This window comes from Novosphingobium sediminis, assembly GCF_007991615.1.
GTDB classification, from domain to species: domain Bacteria; phylum Pseudomonadota; class Alphaproteobacteria; order Sphingomonadales; family Sphingomonadaceae; genus Novosphingobium; species Novosphingobium sediminis.
Map to the genome: position 1 here is coordinate 36673 of NZ_BJYR01000025.1, position 17575 is coordinate 54247.

At 65.8% G+C, this 17575-nt stretch carries 13 protein-coding genes; 12 read left to right on the forward strand and 1 reads right to left on the reverse strand.

Features of this window, described 5'->3' with window-relative positions; all coding sequences use genetic code 11:
• Window positions 1-17: 17 nt before the first annotated feature.
• The gene (locus tag NSE01_RS17780; protein WP_147160994.1) at window positions 18-1556 is read right to left on the reverse strand and encodes a carboxylesterase/lipase family protein; all 1539 of its coding nucleotides are present in this window, start codon (window positions 1554-1556) and stop codon (window positions 18-20) included.
• A gap of 130 nt (window positions 1557-1686) precedes the next feature.
• Between NSE01_RS17780 and NSE01_RS17785 the strand changes: the two genes are divergently transcribed.
• The 12 genes from NSE01_RS17785 (at window position 1687) to NSE01_RS17840 (ending at window position 17571) form a co-directional block, all read left to right on the forward strand.
• Window positions 1687-3069 carry an amino acid permease gene (locus NSE01_RS17785; RefSeq protein ID WP_246135275.1) on the forward strand — a complete coding sequence of 461 codons (1383 nt, stop codon included), beginning with the start codon at window positions 1687-1689 and terminating at the stop codon, window positions 3067-3069.
• A gap of 1 nt (window position 3070) precedes the next feature.
• On the forward strand, window positions 3071-4381 hold the full coding sequence (locus NSE01_RS17790; RefSeq protein ID WP_147160995.1) for an acetyl-CoA hydrolase/transferase family protein: 1311 nt from the start codon (window positions 3071-3073) through the stop codon (window positions 4379-4381).
• Window positions 4382-4603: 222 nt separating this feature from the next.
• Window positions 4604-6259 carry an ArnT family glycosyltransferase gene (locus NSE01_RS17795; protein ID WP_170233898.1) on the forward strand — a complete coding sequence of 552 codons (1656 nt, stop codon included), beginning with the start codon at window positions 4604-4606 and terminating at the stop codon, window positions 6257-6259.
• A gap of 148 nt (window positions 6260-6407) precedes the next feature.
• Window positions 6408-7181 (forward strand): glucose-1-phosphate cytidylyltransferase, encoded by a 774-nt coding sequence (rfbF, locus tag NSE01_RS17800; protein WP_147160997.1) that lies wholly within the window; start codon window positions 6408-6410, stop codon window positions 7179-7181.
• Complete coding sequence (gene rfbG / locus NSE01_RS17805; protein WP_246135276.1) at window positions 7166-8266, forward strand: CDP-glucose 4,6-dehydratase; 1101 nt, start codon at window positions 7166-7168, stop codon at window positions 8264-8266. Before rfbF ends, rfbG begins: the two co-directional genes overlap by 16 nt.
• Window positions 8267-8284: 18 nt before the next feature.
• Window positions 8285-9649: a lipopolysaccharide biosynthesis protein RfbH gene (gene rfbH / locus NSE01_RS17810; protein ID WP_147160998.1), complete on the forward strand. Its 1365-nt coding sequence runs from the start codon at window positions 8285-8287 to the stop codon at window positions 9647-9649.
• Window positions 9646-10689: an NAD-dependent epimerase/dehydratase family protein gene (locus NSE01_RS17815; protein WP_147160999.1), complete on the forward strand. Its 1044-nt coding sequence runs from the start codon at window positions 9646-9648 to the stop codon at window positions 10687-10689. Before rfbH ends, NSE01_RS17815 begins: the two co-directional genes overlap by 4 nt.
• The gene (locus NSE01_RS17820; RefSeq protein ID WP_147161000.1) at window positions 10686-11804 is read left to right on the forward strand and encodes an N-acetylneuraminate synthase family protein; all 1119 of its coding nucleotides are present in this window, start codon (window positions 10686-10688) and stop codon (window positions 11802-11804) included. Before NSE01_RS17815 ends, NSE01_RS17820 begins: the two co-directional genes overlap by 4 nt.
• Before the next feature lie 79 nt (window positions 11805-11883).
• Window positions 11884-13737, forward strand: a complete 1854-nt coding sequence (locus NSE01_RS17825) for a thiamine pyrophosphate-binding protein (RefSeq protein ID WP_147161001.1) — start codon at window positions 11884-11886, stop codon at window positions 13735-13737.
• Window positions 13737-14420: an HAD family hydrolase gene (locus NSE01_RS17830; RefSeq protein WP_147161002.1), complete on the forward strand. Its 684-nt coding sequence runs from the start codon at window positions 13737-13739 to the stop codon at window positions 14418-14420. The genes NSE01_RS17825 and NSE01_RS17830 overlap by 1 nt, the downstream gene beginning before the upstream one ends.
• A gap of 95 nt (window positions 14421-14515) precedes the next feature.
• The gene (locus NSE01_RS17835; RefSeq protein WP_147161003.1) at window positions 14516-16483 is read left to right on the forward strand and encodes an SLBB domain-containing protein; all 1968 of its coding nucleotides are present in this window, start codon (window positions 14516-14518) and stop codon (window positions 16481-16483) included.
• A complete protein-coding gene (locus NSE01_RS17840; RefSeq protein WP_147161004.1) occupies window positions 16480-17571 on the forward strand; it encodes a GumC domain-containing protein in 1092 nt (363 codons plus the stop codon). The genes NSE01_RS17835 and NSE01_RS17840 overlap by 4 nt, the downstream gene beginning before the upstream one ends.
• Window positions 17572-17575 lie beyond the last annotated feature (4 nt).

The following is a 17575-nucleotide window of genomic DNA, read 5'->3' on the forward strand; positions in this document are numbered from 1 at the left end:
AAGGGGCTTTTTTGGCGCTACATCAGGCCGAGTTTGCCGCCGGTTTCGGCGTAGGCCTTGAAGGCTTCGAGGCGGGCGGCGGACGAGACGGCGGGGCGCGGGGCTTCCTTGTCGCCGAGGCCCATGACCGTGGTGGTGGCCTTGCCGACGGCGGGCCAGCCAGGCGCGCCGGTGCGCAGGAAAGCGAGGAGGCGGCGTTGCCATTGGCGGCTGATGGCGGTGTCCTTGGCGGTGAAGGTGCGCGGGCCGAAGCCCAGATTGCCGAAGACGTAGGGGAGCTGCGAGGAGTGGAAGGCGCCCCATGCCTTGCCGCCTTTCGCTGCCGGATAGGCGTGATCGTAGAGGTAAGCGAAGACCGGCTGGCGGGCGCTGCGAGTGCGCTCCTTTGACCAGAGGAGCAGGCCGGCCATGTAGCGATCTCGCGCGATGAGGGCATTGCTGGCGGCGGCTTCCGCGTCGGTGGCGTGGGGGTAGAGTGCGAGGAGGCGGTCCGCGAAAGTGCCGTAGCGGGCGCGCAGAGCGGTTTCGAGTTGGGCCGGGGTGCGCACCGTGGGGTCGATCATCTCGGCGCTGTTGTAGCCGGAGATCAGCGGCACGGGGCTGACGACCGGGCCGCTGGCGCGGGCGGGATCGAAGGGGACGACCTTGCCATCGACGTTGGGGACGAAGAGCAGGCGCGGCGGGCCGCTGCCGGGGACGTAGCGGGTGGCCTCGATCAAGGTTTCGGCAGGCACGGCGCGCAGGCCTGCAAGGGTTGCCGCGCCAAGCTTGGCGGCGAGATCGGCGCCAATCTGCTCGTTCGTGGCGAGCGGGGGGACATCGATCGCCATGCTTGCGCCGCTGAAGGCGATGGCCTTGGTGAAGAGGCCCTTGGCGAGCGGCGAGATCAGGAGATCGGCGACCGAGGCCGCGCCCGCGCTTTCGCCCGAGACGGTGACGTTGGAGGGATCGCCGCCAAAACGCGCGGCATTGGCCTTGATCCACTGGAGCGCGGCAATCTGATCGAGCAGGCCATAGTTGCCCGAGGAGCCCAGCGGGCTTTCGGCAGTGAGCGCGGGGTGGGCCATGAAACCGAACACGCCGACGCGGTAGTTCAGCGTGATGACGACAGCGCCCTGCGCCGCGAGCTTTGCACCGCTGTAGATCGGCAGGCTGCCGCTGCCGCCGCCAAAGCCGCCGCCGTGGATGAACACGAGGACGGGGCGCTTGCCTGCCGCCTTGCGGGGTTTCCACACGTTGAGGGTGAGGCAGTCCTCGCTCATCGGGCCTGCGGCGAGGAATTCGTCCGTATAGGGCCCCCAAGCAGCCGGCACGCCCTGCTGGCAGGCGGGGCCATAGTGCGATGCATCGCGCACGCCTTGCCACAGCGCGGCGGGCTGCGGTTCGCGCCAGCGGTTCGCGGCGACCGGCGGGGCGGCATAGGGGATGCCGAGGTAGGCCTCTGCGCCAGCCTGCGCCGTGCCGCGAACATCGCCGAGCGTGGTGGAGACGATGCCTTGCGCCTGAGCGGCAGCAGGGAGCGAGAGCGCGACGGCAAGCGCGAGGCGGATGGACATGGCGACAGGCTCTCCCGGACGTTTTACGGCCAAACTAGACGATATATTCTATTTAGCAACAGGCAACGCGGGATTTGACAGGATGGCGCTGCCGCTTATCCCTATGCGCACTTCAATCAGGGGGATTTGCGTGGGCGCAGTGGGGATCGCAGAGGCAGGGCAAGGAAGCGGCGTGGAGCTGAGCCGGACGCTGCTGCCGCGGCACGTTTCGATGATCGCGATTGGCGGGATCATCGGTGCGGGTCTGTTCGTCGGTTCTTCCACCACGATTTCGCTGACCGGGCCGGCGGCGGTGATTTCCTACCTGATCGCGGGGCTGCTGATCCTGCTGGTGATGCGGATGATCGCCGAGATGGCCATCGTGCTGGAAGGCGTGCGGACCTTTCCCGACTTTGCGCGCGCCGGGCTTGGCCATCTGGCGGGGTTCCTCTCGGGCTGGCTCTACTGGTATTTCTGGGTCGTGGTCGTCGCGGTGGAGGCGATTGCCGGGGCCAAGATCATCGGCGGCTGGCTGCCGGGCGTGCCGGAATGGGCCATCGGCGCGGGGCTGACCGCGCTGATGACGGGCGTGAACCTGATGTCCACCCGCAGCTACGGCGAGTTCGAGTTCTGGTTTTCCTCGATCAAGGTGGCGGCGATCCTCGTGTTCAGCCTGATCTGCGCGCTGTGGGTGTTTGGCATCACCGCGCCGCAGGGTTTTTCCATCGGCAACCTGACCGCACATGGCGGCTTTGCGCCGCATGGCTGGGGGCCGGTGCTAGCGGGGGTCGCATCGACCATCTTCTCGCTCTGCGGCGCTGAAATCGCGACGATTGCGGCAGCGGAATCGCCTGATCCGGCCAAGGTGATCGCGCGGATGACCGTCTCGGTCGCCCTGCGCATCGTGATCTTCTACGTGCTCGCCATCGGGCTGATCGTGGCGGTGGTGCCGTGGACGCAGATCGTGCCGGGGCATTCGCCCTTCGCGACGACGCTGGCCGCAATGCACATTCCGGGCGGCGAGACGATCATGAGCGCGGTGGTGCTGGTGGCGGTGCTCTCGTGCCTCAACAGCGGGCTTTATGTGACGAGCCGCGCGCTGTTCGGCTTGGCCCGCTTTGGCGATGCGCCGGACTGGCTGGTGCATGTGAACGCGCGCGGGGTGCCGGCGCGGGCGATCATTGCCGCAAGCCTGTTTGCCTATGGCGCGCTGGCGGCGCAGTGGCTTTCGCCGGGCACGGTGTTCAGCTTCCTCGTCAATTCATCGGGCGTGACGATGATCCTGCTTTATGGGCTGGTCGGCATCGCGCAGTTGAAGGAGCGCACGCGGATGGAGCGCGAGGCGCCGGAGAAGCTGACGCTGAAGATGTGGTTCCACCCCTTCGGCACCCTGACCGCGCTGGCGGCGATGCTGGCGGTGCTGGTGTTCATGGGGCTGCAGCCTGACCTTGCGAGCCAGCTGTGGATGAGCCTGCTGGTGGCGGCGCTGTTTGCGGCGGCGTTCTGGCTGCTGCGCACGGGAAAGCGCGCCTGACATGCCTCAGATCATAACGGCAGAGGAAGCCGCCGCGCTGGTCAAGCCGGGCATGTGGCTCGATTACGGGTTCGGTGCGACGCAGACGGAAGCGTTCGACAAGGCGCTGGCCGCGCGGGTGCATGAGCTTTCGGGCGTGAAGGTGCGCAGCTGCCTGACGACAAGGCCGCGCGCGTTTCAGGAAGCCGATCCCGAAGGCGCGCATATGCTTTCGGCGAGCTGGCACTTCAGCGGATACGACCGCAAGCAGTTCGACGCAGGGCGCTGCGTCTATGTGCCGCTCAACCTTGGCGAGTGGCCCGATCTCTACAAGCGCTTCTGCGAGCGCGTGGACATTGCGGTGTTCCAAGTCTGCCCGAAGGATGCGGACGGGTTCTACAACTTCTCGATCTCGGCCTCCTACCTGCGCTCGCTGGTGGAGAAGGCGGACGTGGTGATCGTCGAGGTCAATCCGGCTCTGCCTTATTGCTACGGGCCGGATAACGCGGTGCACGAGAGCGAAGTGGACTTCGTGATCGAGGTGCCCGCCCTCCCCGCTCCCGAACTGCCGAGCGCAGTTTCGAGCGATGTGGACCTTGCGATTGCGCGGCTGGTGGCGGCGGAAATCCGCGACGGGGACTGCCTGCAACTGGGCATCGGCGGCCTGCCCAATGCAGTCGGGCGCGCGATTGCGGGTGCGGGGGTTAAGGACCTTGGCGTCCATACCGAGATGATGGTCGAGGGGCTGGTCGAACTGGTCAAGGCGGGCGTTGCCACCGGCGCGCGCAAGCAGGTCGATGTGGGCAAGGCGGTCTATGCCTTCGCCATTGGCACGGCGGACATCTACAACACGCTGGACCGCAACCCCGCCTTCGTGGCGCGGCAGGTGGACTATACCAATCTGCCGCAGTTCGTGGCGCAGAACCGCAATGTGGTTGCCGTGAACAGCACCGGGCAGATGGACCTGCAGGGGCAGGCGGCATCGGAAGCGGATGGCTATCGCCACTTCAGCGGCACTGGCGGGCAGCTTGGTTTCGTGCGGGCGGCGTATGAATCGGAAGGTGGCCGCGCGTTCCTGTGCATGCCTTCGACGTATGAGAAACATGGGGTGCGCAAGAGCCGGGTGGTGGCGGGCCTCGCGCCGGGGACCGTGGTCACCGTGCCGCGCACCGATGTGATGCATGTGGCGACCGAATACGGCATGGTCTGCCTCAAAGGTCTGAGCGTGGCCGAGCGCGCGAAGGCGATGATTTCCATCGCGCATCCCGACTTCCGCGAGGAACTGGAGCGCGACGCTTATGCCAATGGATTGATTCCGAAACATTATTTTTGAGACATCGCGACCTCTCACGGTTATGGAGCTTTCGCGGCATTGGCAGCCCGGAGCAAAACTCCTATGCCGGAGCCGATTGATCCGCCGGCGAGAGGCTCTTGGTGCTGCGAGCATGACCATCACCAGATCCGGCGGCCGTAACGCCGCAGAATCAACCCTCAGCGCACCTGCCACGCCATGCCATACCCGCCCGCGGTGCACCGCAGGAAGGTTTGTGCCCGGGTGCTGAACCTGTTTCGCAAGCCGTTGATGCAGCGGGCTGCGCTGGGCGCCATCGTGGCGCTGGCGCTGGCGCTGCGGCTGTTTCACATCGGCTTCGGCCTGCCGGCGATCAACGATCCCGATGAGCTCATGTTCGAGTTGGGCGCGGTGCACATGCTGCGCACGGGGACGCTCAACCCCGGCTGGTTCGGCCACCCCGCGACGACAACCATGTACCTCCTCGCGCTGTGCAACATCGCCGTCTACGGCACCGGGCGCGCGCTGGGCTGGTTTCATTCGCAGCGCGAATTCGTCGATGCGGTGTTCGTTTCCCCTTCGCTGCTGATCCTGCCCGGGCGGATCGCGATGGCCGCCTTCGGCGCGGCCTCTGTGTGGCTGACCGGGCGCCTTGCCACGGCATTGTTCGACCGGCGCGCCGGGCTGGTGGCCGCGCTGATCCTCGCGGTCAGTCCGGTCGCGGTGCATTGGTCGCAGATCATCCGTTCGGATGTGATGGCGACCACCTTCATGCTGGCGTGCCTGCTCGCCACCTTGCGCCATGCGCGCGGCGGCGGCTGGCGCGACCTGATCGTCGCAGCCGTGTGGCTGGGCACCGCGATTGCCACGAAATGGCCGTTTGCGGTGGGCGGCGTGGCGATGATCGCGGTGATTGGCTGGCAACTGGCGGATGGATCGAGCCGGGTGCGCGATGCGGCGGTGCGGCTGGCGGCCTTCATCGCCACGATGCTGTGCGCGCTGCTGGTGATCTCGCCCTATCTGGTGATCGCGCGCGATACCGTGGCCCGCAACCTGCAGGGTGAGGCGCAGACGCGGCACCTTGGGGCAACCGGCGGGACGCTGGCGGAAAACCTGGCGTGGTATCTGCAAGGCCCGATGGTCGATGCGCTGGGCGTGGCCGGCATCGCGCTGGCGGCAGCCGGGGTGGTGTTCGCCGCGCGGCGGCCACAGGCCGCGGCGATGATCGTGCCGGTCACCATCACCTTTGCGCTGCTGATCGGCTCGCAACATATCGTGTGGGAGCGCTGGATCATTCCGCTGCTGCCGCTCGTGGCCATGCTGGCGGGCGCCGCGCTGGCCGAGGCTTCGCGCAAGTTGGAACGCGGCACGGCATGGCGCGGTGCGCTGGCCTGCACGATCGCCGCCGGACTGATCGCGCTGCCGCTGGGGGTTACCGCGTTTCGCGAGGCGCAGGCCCGCGCCAACGATACGCGGCAGATCGCTTCGGCCTGGGCAGCCGTTAACATTCCGGCCGGCTCGACCGTGTTCATCGAGCACTTCGGTTTCGATCTCTATTCCCAGCCCTGGCGCGTGCTGTTCCCGATGGGCGAGGCAGGCTGTGTCGACGCGCGGGCGCTGCTGGCGGGCAAGTTCGACAATGCCGTGATCGAACGCGCGCGGGCGGGACGCTCCAACATCGACTATGGCACCGTGGCAACGGCTCGCCTCGAAAGCTGCCGCGCCGATTACGCCATCCTGAGCCAGGCGGATCGCTATGCGGCCGAGGCGGCGGACTTTCCGGTGCAGGCCAAGGCCTATCGGGAACTGATCCAGGCAGGCAGGACTGTGGCGGTGATCCGGCCTGCACAATACCTCCAAAATGGACCAGTCGTGCGGATCGTGCGGTTTGGCGGCGTCAACAAAATGTCACAGTATTAACCGCCTATTAACCATACTGGACTACCTCCAATTTGGTGGAAATTGCCTGACGATTAATACCTACGTGCAGGCTTGCAAAATAGGTGAACGCCGGTATGCCAGCCGCAACTGACCAGTTCAGTCTCCGTATTGGCTTTGTGAGGGTAGTTTGACAAAGGCGGTGATACTGGCGGGCGGGCTTGGCACTCGTCTTGGTGAGGAAACATCGCTTCGCCCCAAGCCCATGGTTGAAATCGGCGGCATGCCGATCATCTGGCACATCATGAAGATCTACGCTGCGCACGGCGTGACCGAGTTCGTGATCTGCCTCGGGTACAAGGGCTATGTGATCAAGGAGTTCTTCGCGAACTACTTCCTGCACGCGGCCGACGTGACGATCGACCTTGCCAGCAACTCGATCGAGATCCACCGCGCCAAGAGCGAACCCTGGAAGGTCACGCTGGTGGAAACCGGCGCCGACACGCAGACCGGTGGCCGGCTCAAGGCGGTGCGCGATCACCTCGCCCCCGACGAGCCGTTCTGCTTCACCTATGGTGACGGCGTTGCTGATATCGACATCACCGCCGAGATCGCCTTCCACAAGGCGCACGGCCTCAAGGCGACCATTGCCGCCGTCGCGCCGCCCGGACGGTTTGGCGCGCTGGAGTTCGATGGCGACAAGGTGGTCGATTTCATGGAAAAGCCGGCCGGTGACGGCGGCCTCATCAACGGCGGCTTCTTCGTGCTCGATCCCTCGGTGATCGACCTTATTCCCACGCCCGGCACGATCTGGGAAAGCAGCCCCATGGAAGCGCTGGCGCGCAGCGGCGAACTGGCCGCTTTCCGTCACGAGGGGTTCTGGCAACCGATGGACACATTGCGCGATCGCCAGTTGCTGGAACGGCTGTGGTCCGAAGGCACCGCGCCGTGGAAGGTCTGGTAATCCGGGCCATGGCGCACGCGCATGATCCTTCCTTCTGGGCAGGACGCCGAGTCCTGCTGACCGGCCATACCGGCTTCAAGGGAAGCTGGCTGGCGCTGTGGCTGCACGAGATGGGCGCCAAGGTCTTCGGCCTCTCCTTGCCTGCCGAACCTGTCAGCCTGTTCCGGCAAGCCCGGATCGATGAACTGGTCGACCACCGCGAAGGCGATATCCGGGATATCGAGACCGTGCGCGATGCCGTGCGCGCGGCGGATCCCGAGATCGTGTTCCACCTCGCCGCGCAGCCGCTGGTGCGCCTCTCCTACGAGATGCCGGTGGAAACTTTCGCCACCAATGTTCAGGGTACGGTCCACGTTCTCGACGCCTGCCGGAGCGCGCCTTCCTTGCGCGCGGTGGTCTGCATCACTTCAGACAAAGCCTACGAGAACCGCGAATGGGTGTGGCCCTATCGCGAGAGCGATCCGATGGGCGGATACGATCCCTATTCGGCCAGCAAGGGCGCGGCCGAACTCATCATCGCGGCCTATCGGCGCAGCTTCTTCAGCAGCGAAGGTTCGGCGCTGATCGCATCGGTGCGTGCCGGCAACGTGATCGGCGGCGGCGACTGGGCCGGCGACCGGCTGATTCCCGACATCGTGCGGGCGCTGATCGTGGGCGAGCCGCCGATCGTGCGCAATCCGCGCGCAATCCGCCCGTGGCAGCACGTGCTTGAGGCGCTGGGCGGCTATCTGCTGATCGCCGAGGCGCTCGCCCGGGGTGAGCGCTCGGCTGCGGACGGCTGGAACTTCGGCCCGGCTGACGACGATACGCAGCCCGTTTCATGGATCGCCGACCACATGACGCGGCAGTGGGGCGCTCCGGGCTGGATCCATCCGGAAGGCAGCAGCGGACCGCACGAAGCCAACGTGTTGCGGCTCGATTGCGCCAAGGCGCGCACCCAGCTCGGCTGGCGCCCGGCGTGGCGGCTCGATGAGGCGCTTTCGCGCATTGTTACATGGCACAAGGACGTGGCCGGCGGTGCGGACGCCCGCGCCGTGACGCGCGCCCAGCTGGCCGATTACCGTTCCGCGTTCATTCAAGTTTGATCAGGTAGCCTAGTCGCAATGACCACCGACCTCCATGTTTCCCTCGCCGATATCGCCGCAACCGCGGACGAAGGACAGCTTCGCGAGCTGATCCTTTCGCTGTCGGGCGAATATGCGCGCCGCTTCCATGCCCCGCGCACGTTCATTCCGGGCGAAACCATCGTGCCGGTTTCGGGCAAGGTCGTGGGCGAAGGCGAACTGCGCAATCTTGTCGACGCGAGCCTCGACATGTGGCTCACCACGGGCCGCTTCAACACGGCGTTCGAGGAAAAGCTGGCGGCGCGGCTGGGCGTTGCCCATGCGCTGACGACCAATTCGGGCTCCTCGGCCAACCTGCTGGCGCTGGCGACGCTGACCTCGCACTATCACCGGTCCGAGGCGCTCAAGCCGGGCGACGAGGTTATCACCGTGGCGACCGGGTTCCCGACCACGGTGAACCCTTCGCTGCAGTACGGGCTGGTGCCGGTGTTCGTCGATGTCGACATCCCGACCTACAACATCAAGCCGGAGATGATCGAAGCCGCGGTTTCCGACCGGACGCGCGCGATCATGATCGCCCACACGCTCGGCAATCCCTTCGACCTCGCCGAAGTGATGCGGGTGGCGGAAAAGTACAAGCTGTGGGTGGTGGAAGACACCTGCGACGCGCTGGGCGCGACTTACGACGGCAAGCCGGTGGGCACCTTCGGCGACCTCGGCACGCTTTCCTTCTACCCTGCGCACCACATCACGATGGGCGAAGGCGGCGCCGTGTTCACCGACAAGCCGCGCCTGAAGCGCGTGGTCGAATCGATCCGCGATTGGGGCCGCGATTGCTGGTGCGCGCCGGGGCAGGACAACACCTGCGGCAAGCGCTTCGGCCGCCGGCTGGGCACGCTCCCGGTGGGCTATGACCACAAGTACACGTACGGCCATGTCGGCTACAATCTGAAGATCACCGACATGCAGGCTGCGGTCGGCCTTGCCCAGCTTGACCGGCTGGACGGCTTCATCGAAGCGCGCGGGCGCAATTTTGCCGCGCTGAAGGCGCTGCTCCGCCCGCTGGAAGACGTGTTCATCCTGCCCGAGGCAACCCCGCGCAGCGTACCGAGCTGGTTCGGCTTCCCGATCACGATCCGCCCCGGCGCCGGGATCAACCGCGAGCACCTCGTCCAGTACCTCAACGAGATGAAGATCGGCACGCGCCTGCTGTTTGGCGGCAACCTGCTGCACCAGCCCTACATGAAGGGCCGCAATGTGCGCGTGGTGGGCGATCTCGCCAATGCCGATCTCGTCACCACCAACACGTTCTGGATCGGCGTCTATCCGGGGCTTACCGAAGACCATCTTTCCTACATGGCCGAAGTGCTGAGCCAGTACGTGGCAGGGCACCGCACGCGTTGACCGCCCTCCCCCGCCTCGACTCCCGGACGCGCATTGTGCTGACTGGCCCTTCGGGCTGGATCGGCCAGGCCATGCTTGCGCATGTCGCGGGCCGCACGGCGGCGGCCGGAACGGCGGGTCTGGCGCTGGGCGGACAAGTGAGCGCGTTTGCCTCTTCCGCGCGGGTGATGGACCTGCCCTGGGGCGAAACGCTGCCGGTGCGTGCGCTCGACACGATAGGGCCGGACGACGTTGCCGGGGCGCATGTCATCCATCTCGCCTACCTGACCAAGGAAAAGGCCGACCAGCTCGGCGAGCGCCGGTTCATGGACACGAACCTTGCCATCGACGACGCGCTGATGGGCGCGATCGAGGGTGCGCGTCCGGCCAGTCTGTTCGTCGCCTCGTCGGGCGCGGCGGCACTGGCGGCTGCGGGTGCGGACCTCCACCCCTACGGCGTGGCCAAGCTGCGGCAGGAAGCGCGCTTCCTCGAATGGGGGCAGCGCAGCGGCGTGCCGGTGATCGCGGGGCGCATCTTCAACATCGCCGGCCCCTATATCAACAAGGTGGAATCCTACGCGATTTCCAACATGATCAATCAGGCGATGACGGCGCAGGCGATCACGATCGCGGCGCGCGTGCCGGTGTTCCGTTCGTTCCTGCACGTCGACGATCTGTGCGCCCTGGCGCTCGAGGCGGGGCTCGCCGGCGTCGTCCGCGCAGGCCCTGTCGACATGTGCGGCGCCGAAGTTGTCGAAATGGACGATCTTGCACTTGCCGTCAGTGGGGCACTTGGTAATAACGTCCGCATTCTGCGCGACCCGGTCGATACCGCCAAGACAAGCGCATATCTCGGCAACTTTTCGCAGACAAAGGCATTGGCGATGCAGTTGGGGCTCAAGCTCAGCCCGCTGCCGTCATGCATCCGGGACACAATCAACTGGCTGTTGGATCACTCGTCCGCCGCGCGGACGGGTCCGGTCCTGCAATCCACACAACAAGCTACCAAACGCGGATCGCAGGTTCGCGCAATACTTGAAGAAAGTTCGGTGAAATCATGACCCACGAAATCTTTGAAGACCTGTTCGTTCTCGAACTTGCCAACAACCATTGGGGCAAGCTCGAACGCGGCCTGAAGATCATTCGCGACTTCGCCGAAGTGGTCCAGCGGAACGGCGTCAAGGCGTCGATCAAGCTGCAATTCCGCGACGTGGACAGCTTCATCCACCCCGACTATCGGAGCCTTTCCGATTTCCGCTACATCAAGAAGACGCTGGCCACCGAGCTGCCGTGGGAAAGCCTGCGCGCGATGATCGAGGAAGTGCGCAAGTGCGGCATGCTGACCATGGTCACGCCGTTCGACGAAGCCTCGGTGGACAAGTGCGTGGAATTCGGCGTCGACATCCTCAAGATCGCCAGCTCCGACATCCGCGACAAGACCCTGCTGCGCAAGATCGCCTCGACCGGCAAGCCGGTGATCGCCTCCTCGGGCGGCGCGGCGGAGCATCACATCGACAAGCTGGTGTCGTTCTTCACCTCGCAGAGCATTCCCTTTGCGCTGAACCACTGCGTGTCGCTCTATCCTTCGGAAGACAGCGACCTCGAGCTCAACCAGATCGACTACATGCGCGCGCGCTATCCGGGCACGACGATCGGCCTTTCGACGCACGAACAGCGTGACTGGCACGATTCGATCCTGATCGCCTACGGCAAGGGTGCCCGCACGTTCGAGCGCCACATCGACATCGACTACGAAGGCGTGCCGGTGAGCCCGTACTGCACCCGTCCCGAACAGGCCGACGTGTGGTTCAAGGCGTTCCTCAAGGCCAAGGAGATGTGCGGCGGCTCGGCCGAGGCGCGCCGCGACGTGCCGACCGAAGAGCGCGTCTACCTCGATGCGCTGGTCCGCGGCGTCTATGTGAAGCGCGATCTGCCAGCAGGCCACGTGCTGACCGAGGACGACGTGTTCCTTGCCGTGCCGCTGCTGCAAGGCCAGATCTCGACCCGTGAGTTCGAAGCGGGCGAAGTCACCAAGGCGCCGATCCCGGCCAATGCTCCGGTCCTGCTCGAGGATATCGACGCCCCTTACAGCACCGATATCGAAGTGCGCAGCCTGATCCCGACCCGCGGCCTCGCCCGCGAGATTTCGGCACCGGCCGCGGCTGCGGTGGGCTGACACCGCCTCACGCATTTCCTACTGTCCGCTTTCGCACCGCTCCGGGTTGTCCGGGGCGGTGCTTCAGGAATACGAGCAGATGTCCACGGTTCGCTTGTCCGATTATGTTGCTCAGCGCCTGCATGAACATGGCGTACGCCATGTGTTCATGCTTACCGGCGGCGGTGCGATGCACCTCAACGATGCGATGGGGCGCGTCGACGGGCTGAAGTATGTCTGCTGCCATCACGAACAGGCGCTGGCTATGGCGGCCGAAAGCTACTCGCGGTTGTCCGGACGCCTTGCGGCGGTGAACGTGACGACCGGGCCGGGCGGCATCAACGCGCTCAACGGCGTGCACGGCGCCTTCACCGATTCCATTCCGATGTTCGTTGTGTCTGGTCAGGTAAAACGCGAGACGCTGGCGAGCCGCGCCCCCGTACGCCTGCGCCAGCTCGGCGATCAGGAGGTCGACATCGTCTCGATGGTCACTCCGATCACCAAGTTCGCCGCCACGGTCACCGATCCGCTCGACATCCGCTACCTCGTCGAAAAGGCGCTGTGGCTGGCAGAGACCGGCCGGCCCGGCCCGGTGTGGCTCGATATTCCGATCGACGTTCAGGCTGCGCCGATCGATCCGACTGTGCTGCACGGGTTCGACCCGGTGCGCGAAGGCTATGGCCGCCCGTTTGCCCTGCCCGCCGAATACGGCTGGCTGCGCGGAGACGCACTCGATGCGGCTGCCCGGCAGGTTGTCGAGGCGATCAAGGCAGCCGAGCGCCCGGTACTGCTGCCCGGCACCGGCATCCGCATCAGCGGCCAGTACGAAACCTTCCTGCGGGTGGCCGACCTGCTCGGCATCCCGGTCGCGCCAGCGTGGAACGCGCAGGACCTCGTCGCGGAAGATCACCCGCTCTACGTTGGCCGCCCGGGCACGGTGGGCGACCGTTCGGGCAACTTCGCGGTGCAGAACTCCGATTGCGTACTGGTGCTGGGCTGCCGGCTCAACATCCGCCAGATCAGCTACAACTTCTCCTCCTTCGCGCGCGCGGCGAAGAAGATCATGGTCGATGTCGATGCGGCGGAACTCGCCAAGCCGACGCTCTCGATCGACATGCCGGTCCACGCCGACCTGCGCGATTTTCTCCCCGCGCTGGAGCGCGCGCTGGCGGGTCATGATGTGCCTGCTGCGCATCGCACCTATCTCGATTGGGCGATGGAACGGCGGCGCAAGTACCATCCCGTCCTCCCGGAATACTGGGACACCAAGGGCGTGGTGAACCCCTATTGCTTCACCGAGGCGCTGTTCGAGCAGCTGGCCGAGAACGAAGTGATCGTGATGGCGGATGCGACCGCAGCCGTCGTCACCGTGCAGGCAGCGCGGCTGAAGAAGGGCCAGCGGCTCTATTCGAACTCCGGCGCGGCATCGATGGGCTATGACCTGCCCGCGACGATCGGGGCGTGGTACGCCATGCCCGCGGGCTCGCCGCGGATCATCTGCATGGCCGGTGACGGTTCGATCATGCAGAACCTGCAGGAGCTTCAGACGATCGTCGGGCAGAACATTCCGGCCAAGATCTTCCTCTACAACAATTCGGGCTACCACTCGATCCGCCAGTCGCAGCAGGCGCACTTTGCGGGCTTCTCGGTGGGTTGCGGGCCGGATTCGGGCGTGACTTTCCCCGATTTCGAGAAGATCGCGGTAGCCTTCGGCTTCGCCTTCCGCCGCACCAGCGAACACGACGACATACGCGCCGCGATTGCCGAGACGCTGGCCGCACCGGGCGCCGCAATCTGCGAGATCATGGTCGACAAGGAACAGAACTTCTCGCCGAAGCTCTCTTCGCGCCGGCTTGACGATGGCACCATGGTCACCGCGCCGCTGGAGGACCTGGCACCGTTCCTGCCGCGCGACGAGTTCATGGCGAACATGATCATTCCGCCGATGAACTGATGGCTGCTCCCGCGCCACTCCTGTTCGATCTGGACGGCACGCTTGTTGACAGCGCGCGGACAATTGCCGCCGCGCTGAGCAGCGTGGCGATCGCGCGCGGCGGCCACCGGATCACGGCAGAGGCCGTGCGCCCGCTGGTGAGCCGCGGCGTGGGCGTGGTGGTGGCTTCCGCGCTGGGCGCATTCGCAGGCGATCCGCAAGCCGACATCGCCGAATTCCGCTCCGTGCTGGCCGCGTTGCCGGCCGAACCCGGCGATCTTTACGCCGGCGTGCCCGCGGCGCTCGCAGCGCTGCAGGCGCGCGGTCATCCCATGGCCATCGTTACCAACAAGCCAGAAGGCCTCGCGCGGATCCTGCTGCGCGAACAGAGGCTGGACGGCCTTTTCGGCGCGGTGATCGGCGGCGATACCTGCACGGTGTGCAAGCCGCAGCCCGCACCGCTGCACCGCGCCCTTGCCGCGATTGCGCCCGATGGCGAGGCAGAGCGCGCGATCATGATCGGCGACAGCGATGTTGACGGCGAAGCGGCGCAGGCCGCAGGCTGCCGGTTCATGCTGTTCGAGGGCGGGTACGGGCCGGTCAGCGCGGACTGCTATCCGGTGGATGCGCGGTTTTCCGCATTCGATCAATTTGATGCCGTGCTGACGGCACTAACCGCCAAGAGCATGGCTGGAGCAGGCTGAGACGCCATGCCCACCCCTTCCAAGGCTGCAGGCTGTCCTGTAGCAATGCCGCAATCTGTTGAATCGAGCCAGCCAATGATCGTCAGGACAAGACCATGAAGACCGCGCGGATCGGTATGTCCATGGCCGCATCGGCAAGACCGGCGTTGCTGAAGCGGCTCGCGCTTGCGTGCCTTGCCGGGATCGCCGCCGTGCAGCAGCCCGCGCTTGCGCAGAACTCCATCCCGAGCGGATCGCCGCTGGCCAACAGCCAGCCGAGCCAGACCGAGGATCCGCGCCAGAACAACAACGGCAACAACAGCAACAATGGCGGCAATCAGGGCCAATCCTACGAGCCCTATCGCTCCGACAGCATCAATAGCGGCAACCAGCAGGATCAGGAGCAGAACGGCAACTCCAGCCGGGACGACAGCAAGCGCACGCTCCAGAGCGAGGGCAAGGTGATGGCCAAGCCCGCAAAGCCGGGCGAGTACGAGCGCTATATTGAGGCCGCTGTTGGCCACAAGGTGCCGCGCTTCGGCGCCAATCTGCTGACCGAGGCCGCCCGCGATTTCGCGGTCCCCGCGCAGGCGACCATTCCGCCCGACTATCCTGTCAATGTCGGGGACACGATCTCCGTCTCGCTGACCGGATCGATCGAGGGCAGCGCGAACTTTGTGGTCGATACCGATGGCCGGATCACCATTCCCAAGGTCGGCCCCGTGCAACTGGCCGGCGTGCGCTACCGCGATGTGCGCGACCGGATTTCCGCAGCGATCGGCCGCCAGTATCGCGGCTATGATGTCAGCGTGACCATCTCCAAGCTGCGCGGCCTGCGGGTCTATGTCACCGGATTTGCCAACAACCCCGGCGCCTACTCGCTCAACAGTCTCTCGACGCTGGTCAATGCCGTGCTCGCAGCGGGTGGGCCCAATGCCGGGGGCAGTTTCCGTTCGGTGCAGGTCATCCGCAATGGCCGCGTGGTCGCTGATTACGATCTCTATGCGCTGATCCGCAGCGGCGACCGCTCACGCGATCCGATCCTGCAGAACGAAGACGTGCTGTTCATCCCGCCGGTCGGCACGCAGGCCGCGGTCATCGGCAGCGTCAACGAAGAGGCCATCTACGAGCTAAAGCCGGGCGAGAGCATCGCCGATGCCTTGCGCTATGCGGGCGGCGCGAACGTGCTGGGCGATGCCTCGCGCGTGATCCTCTACCGCCTGTCCGACAAGCAGACGCTGGGCAGCCGGGAAATTGCGCGGTCGGACACGACAGGTTTTGCCGTCGACCCGGGTGACGTGTTGCAGGTCCTTTCGCAGGGGTCGCTGGTCATGCCGCTCGAGCGCCAGCAGGTGATCGTGCGTATCGAAGGCGAAGTGAACCGCCCGGGCAACTACTACGTCGCGCCCAATACCCCGCTGGCGACGGTGGTCGAAATGGCGGGCGGCCTGACGCCGCGCGCCTATGTCTATGGCACCAAGCTGACCCGCGCGAGCGTTGCCGCGCAGCAGCGCGTGTCGCTCAAGGAAGCGATCGACCAGTTCGAGATCTCGCTGACCACGGCACCCCTCAACAACAGTGCAATCGCAACCTCCGCCAACCGCGCCGATCAGCTGGCAGCTGGCCGGCGGATCCTCGAACGCTTGCGGGCGAGCGAGCCGGATGGGCGATTGGTGCTGCCGATCCCCTACGGCGCCACAGCGCTGCCCGGCGATCTCCTGCTGGAAAACAACGACCAGCTGACCATCCCGCCGGTGGTGGCGACGGTCGGCGTGTTCGGCTCGGTCTATCGCCCGGCCTCGTTCCTGCTCGACCGCGCCAATCCGCCTCGGGTCAGGGATATCATCGAGAAGGCTGGCGGCGTGCAGCGCGCGGGTGACAGGGGTTCGCTGTTCCTCGTGCGCGCCAGCGGTGAGGTGCTGACCCGCCGGCGCGGCGCGATGAACGCTCGCATGCAGCCGGGCGACGTGGTGTTCGTGCCGGTCAAGACACAGTCCAGCTCGCTGCTAGAGAAGCTGACGGGGATCAGCCAGGTGATCTTCCAGCTTGGCCTTGGCGCCGCAGCCGTGGCGGCGCTCAGGTGAGCCGCCGCCATCGCAGCCTGATCGGCGTGGTTGCCGGTTTCGGTCCGTTCGCGCGGCCGGGGCTGCGCCGTGCGATCCTCGGCGGCGCGTTCATCATCGCCGTGCTGCTCGCGCTCTTTCCGGAGAAGCACCGGGCAGCCGTCACCCTGACCCCGACCGATCCGGCCAGCTTGGGCCTTTCCGGCACGCTGGGCCAGCTTGGCGCGGTGCAGAGCGTGTTCGGCAATCAGGCCGCGGTCGAGGTCAGCCTGCGCATCGCGCGGAGCGACTATGTGCGCTCGAAGGTCGCCGACCGAGTGAAGCTCGACGACTATCTCGGCAAGCAGCGGGTTGATACGCTGCGCTGGCTTGATCGCAAGGTGGACGTTCACGCCTTGCGCGGCGGCATCATCGAGTTCGAGCTGACGTTGCCCGATGGCGCGCTGGCACGGCGGGTGGTCGATGCCTACGCCTCGGCCGTGCGCGAGCAGCTCGCCACGATTTCGCGTACGCAGACCGCCTACAAGCGCGACATTCTGCTCGACCTTGTCGAGCAGTCCAGCAAGCGCCTGAGCAAGGCGCAGGAAGCGTACGACACCTTCCGCCTGCGCACCCGCTACAGCTCGCCGCAAGCCGCGATCTTGGCTGTCGGCGACCGCGTCCCCAAGCTTGAGGACGAGATCAAGTCGAAGCGCATCCAGCTGGCGGCGGCTCGCCAGTTCTACACCGACGACAACATGAACGTGCGGCAAGTCCTCGCCGAGATCGACGCGCTGCAGCAGCAGCTTGCCAAGATCCGTTCGATCGCGCCGGGTGACGACAACTCGGTCGGCCGGGTCGTTCGCGAGTCCACAGAAGTGGATCGCCTGCGCCGCGATCTCGATCTCGCGCAAGCGCTGTATGATAACTACAAGCGCTACCTGCAGGGCACCTCGGTCGAGGATCTCACCTCGACCGCCAACGTGCGTATCCTCGAGCCGGCCTACATCGACAGCGAACGGCAGTATAACCTGCCCTTCGTGGTCCTTGCGGTGCTCATCCTGCTGCTTGCCGGGGCGATCGAGTTCTATGAACTGCGGCCTCCGCTCGAACCGGAGAAGAAAGCGTGAATGC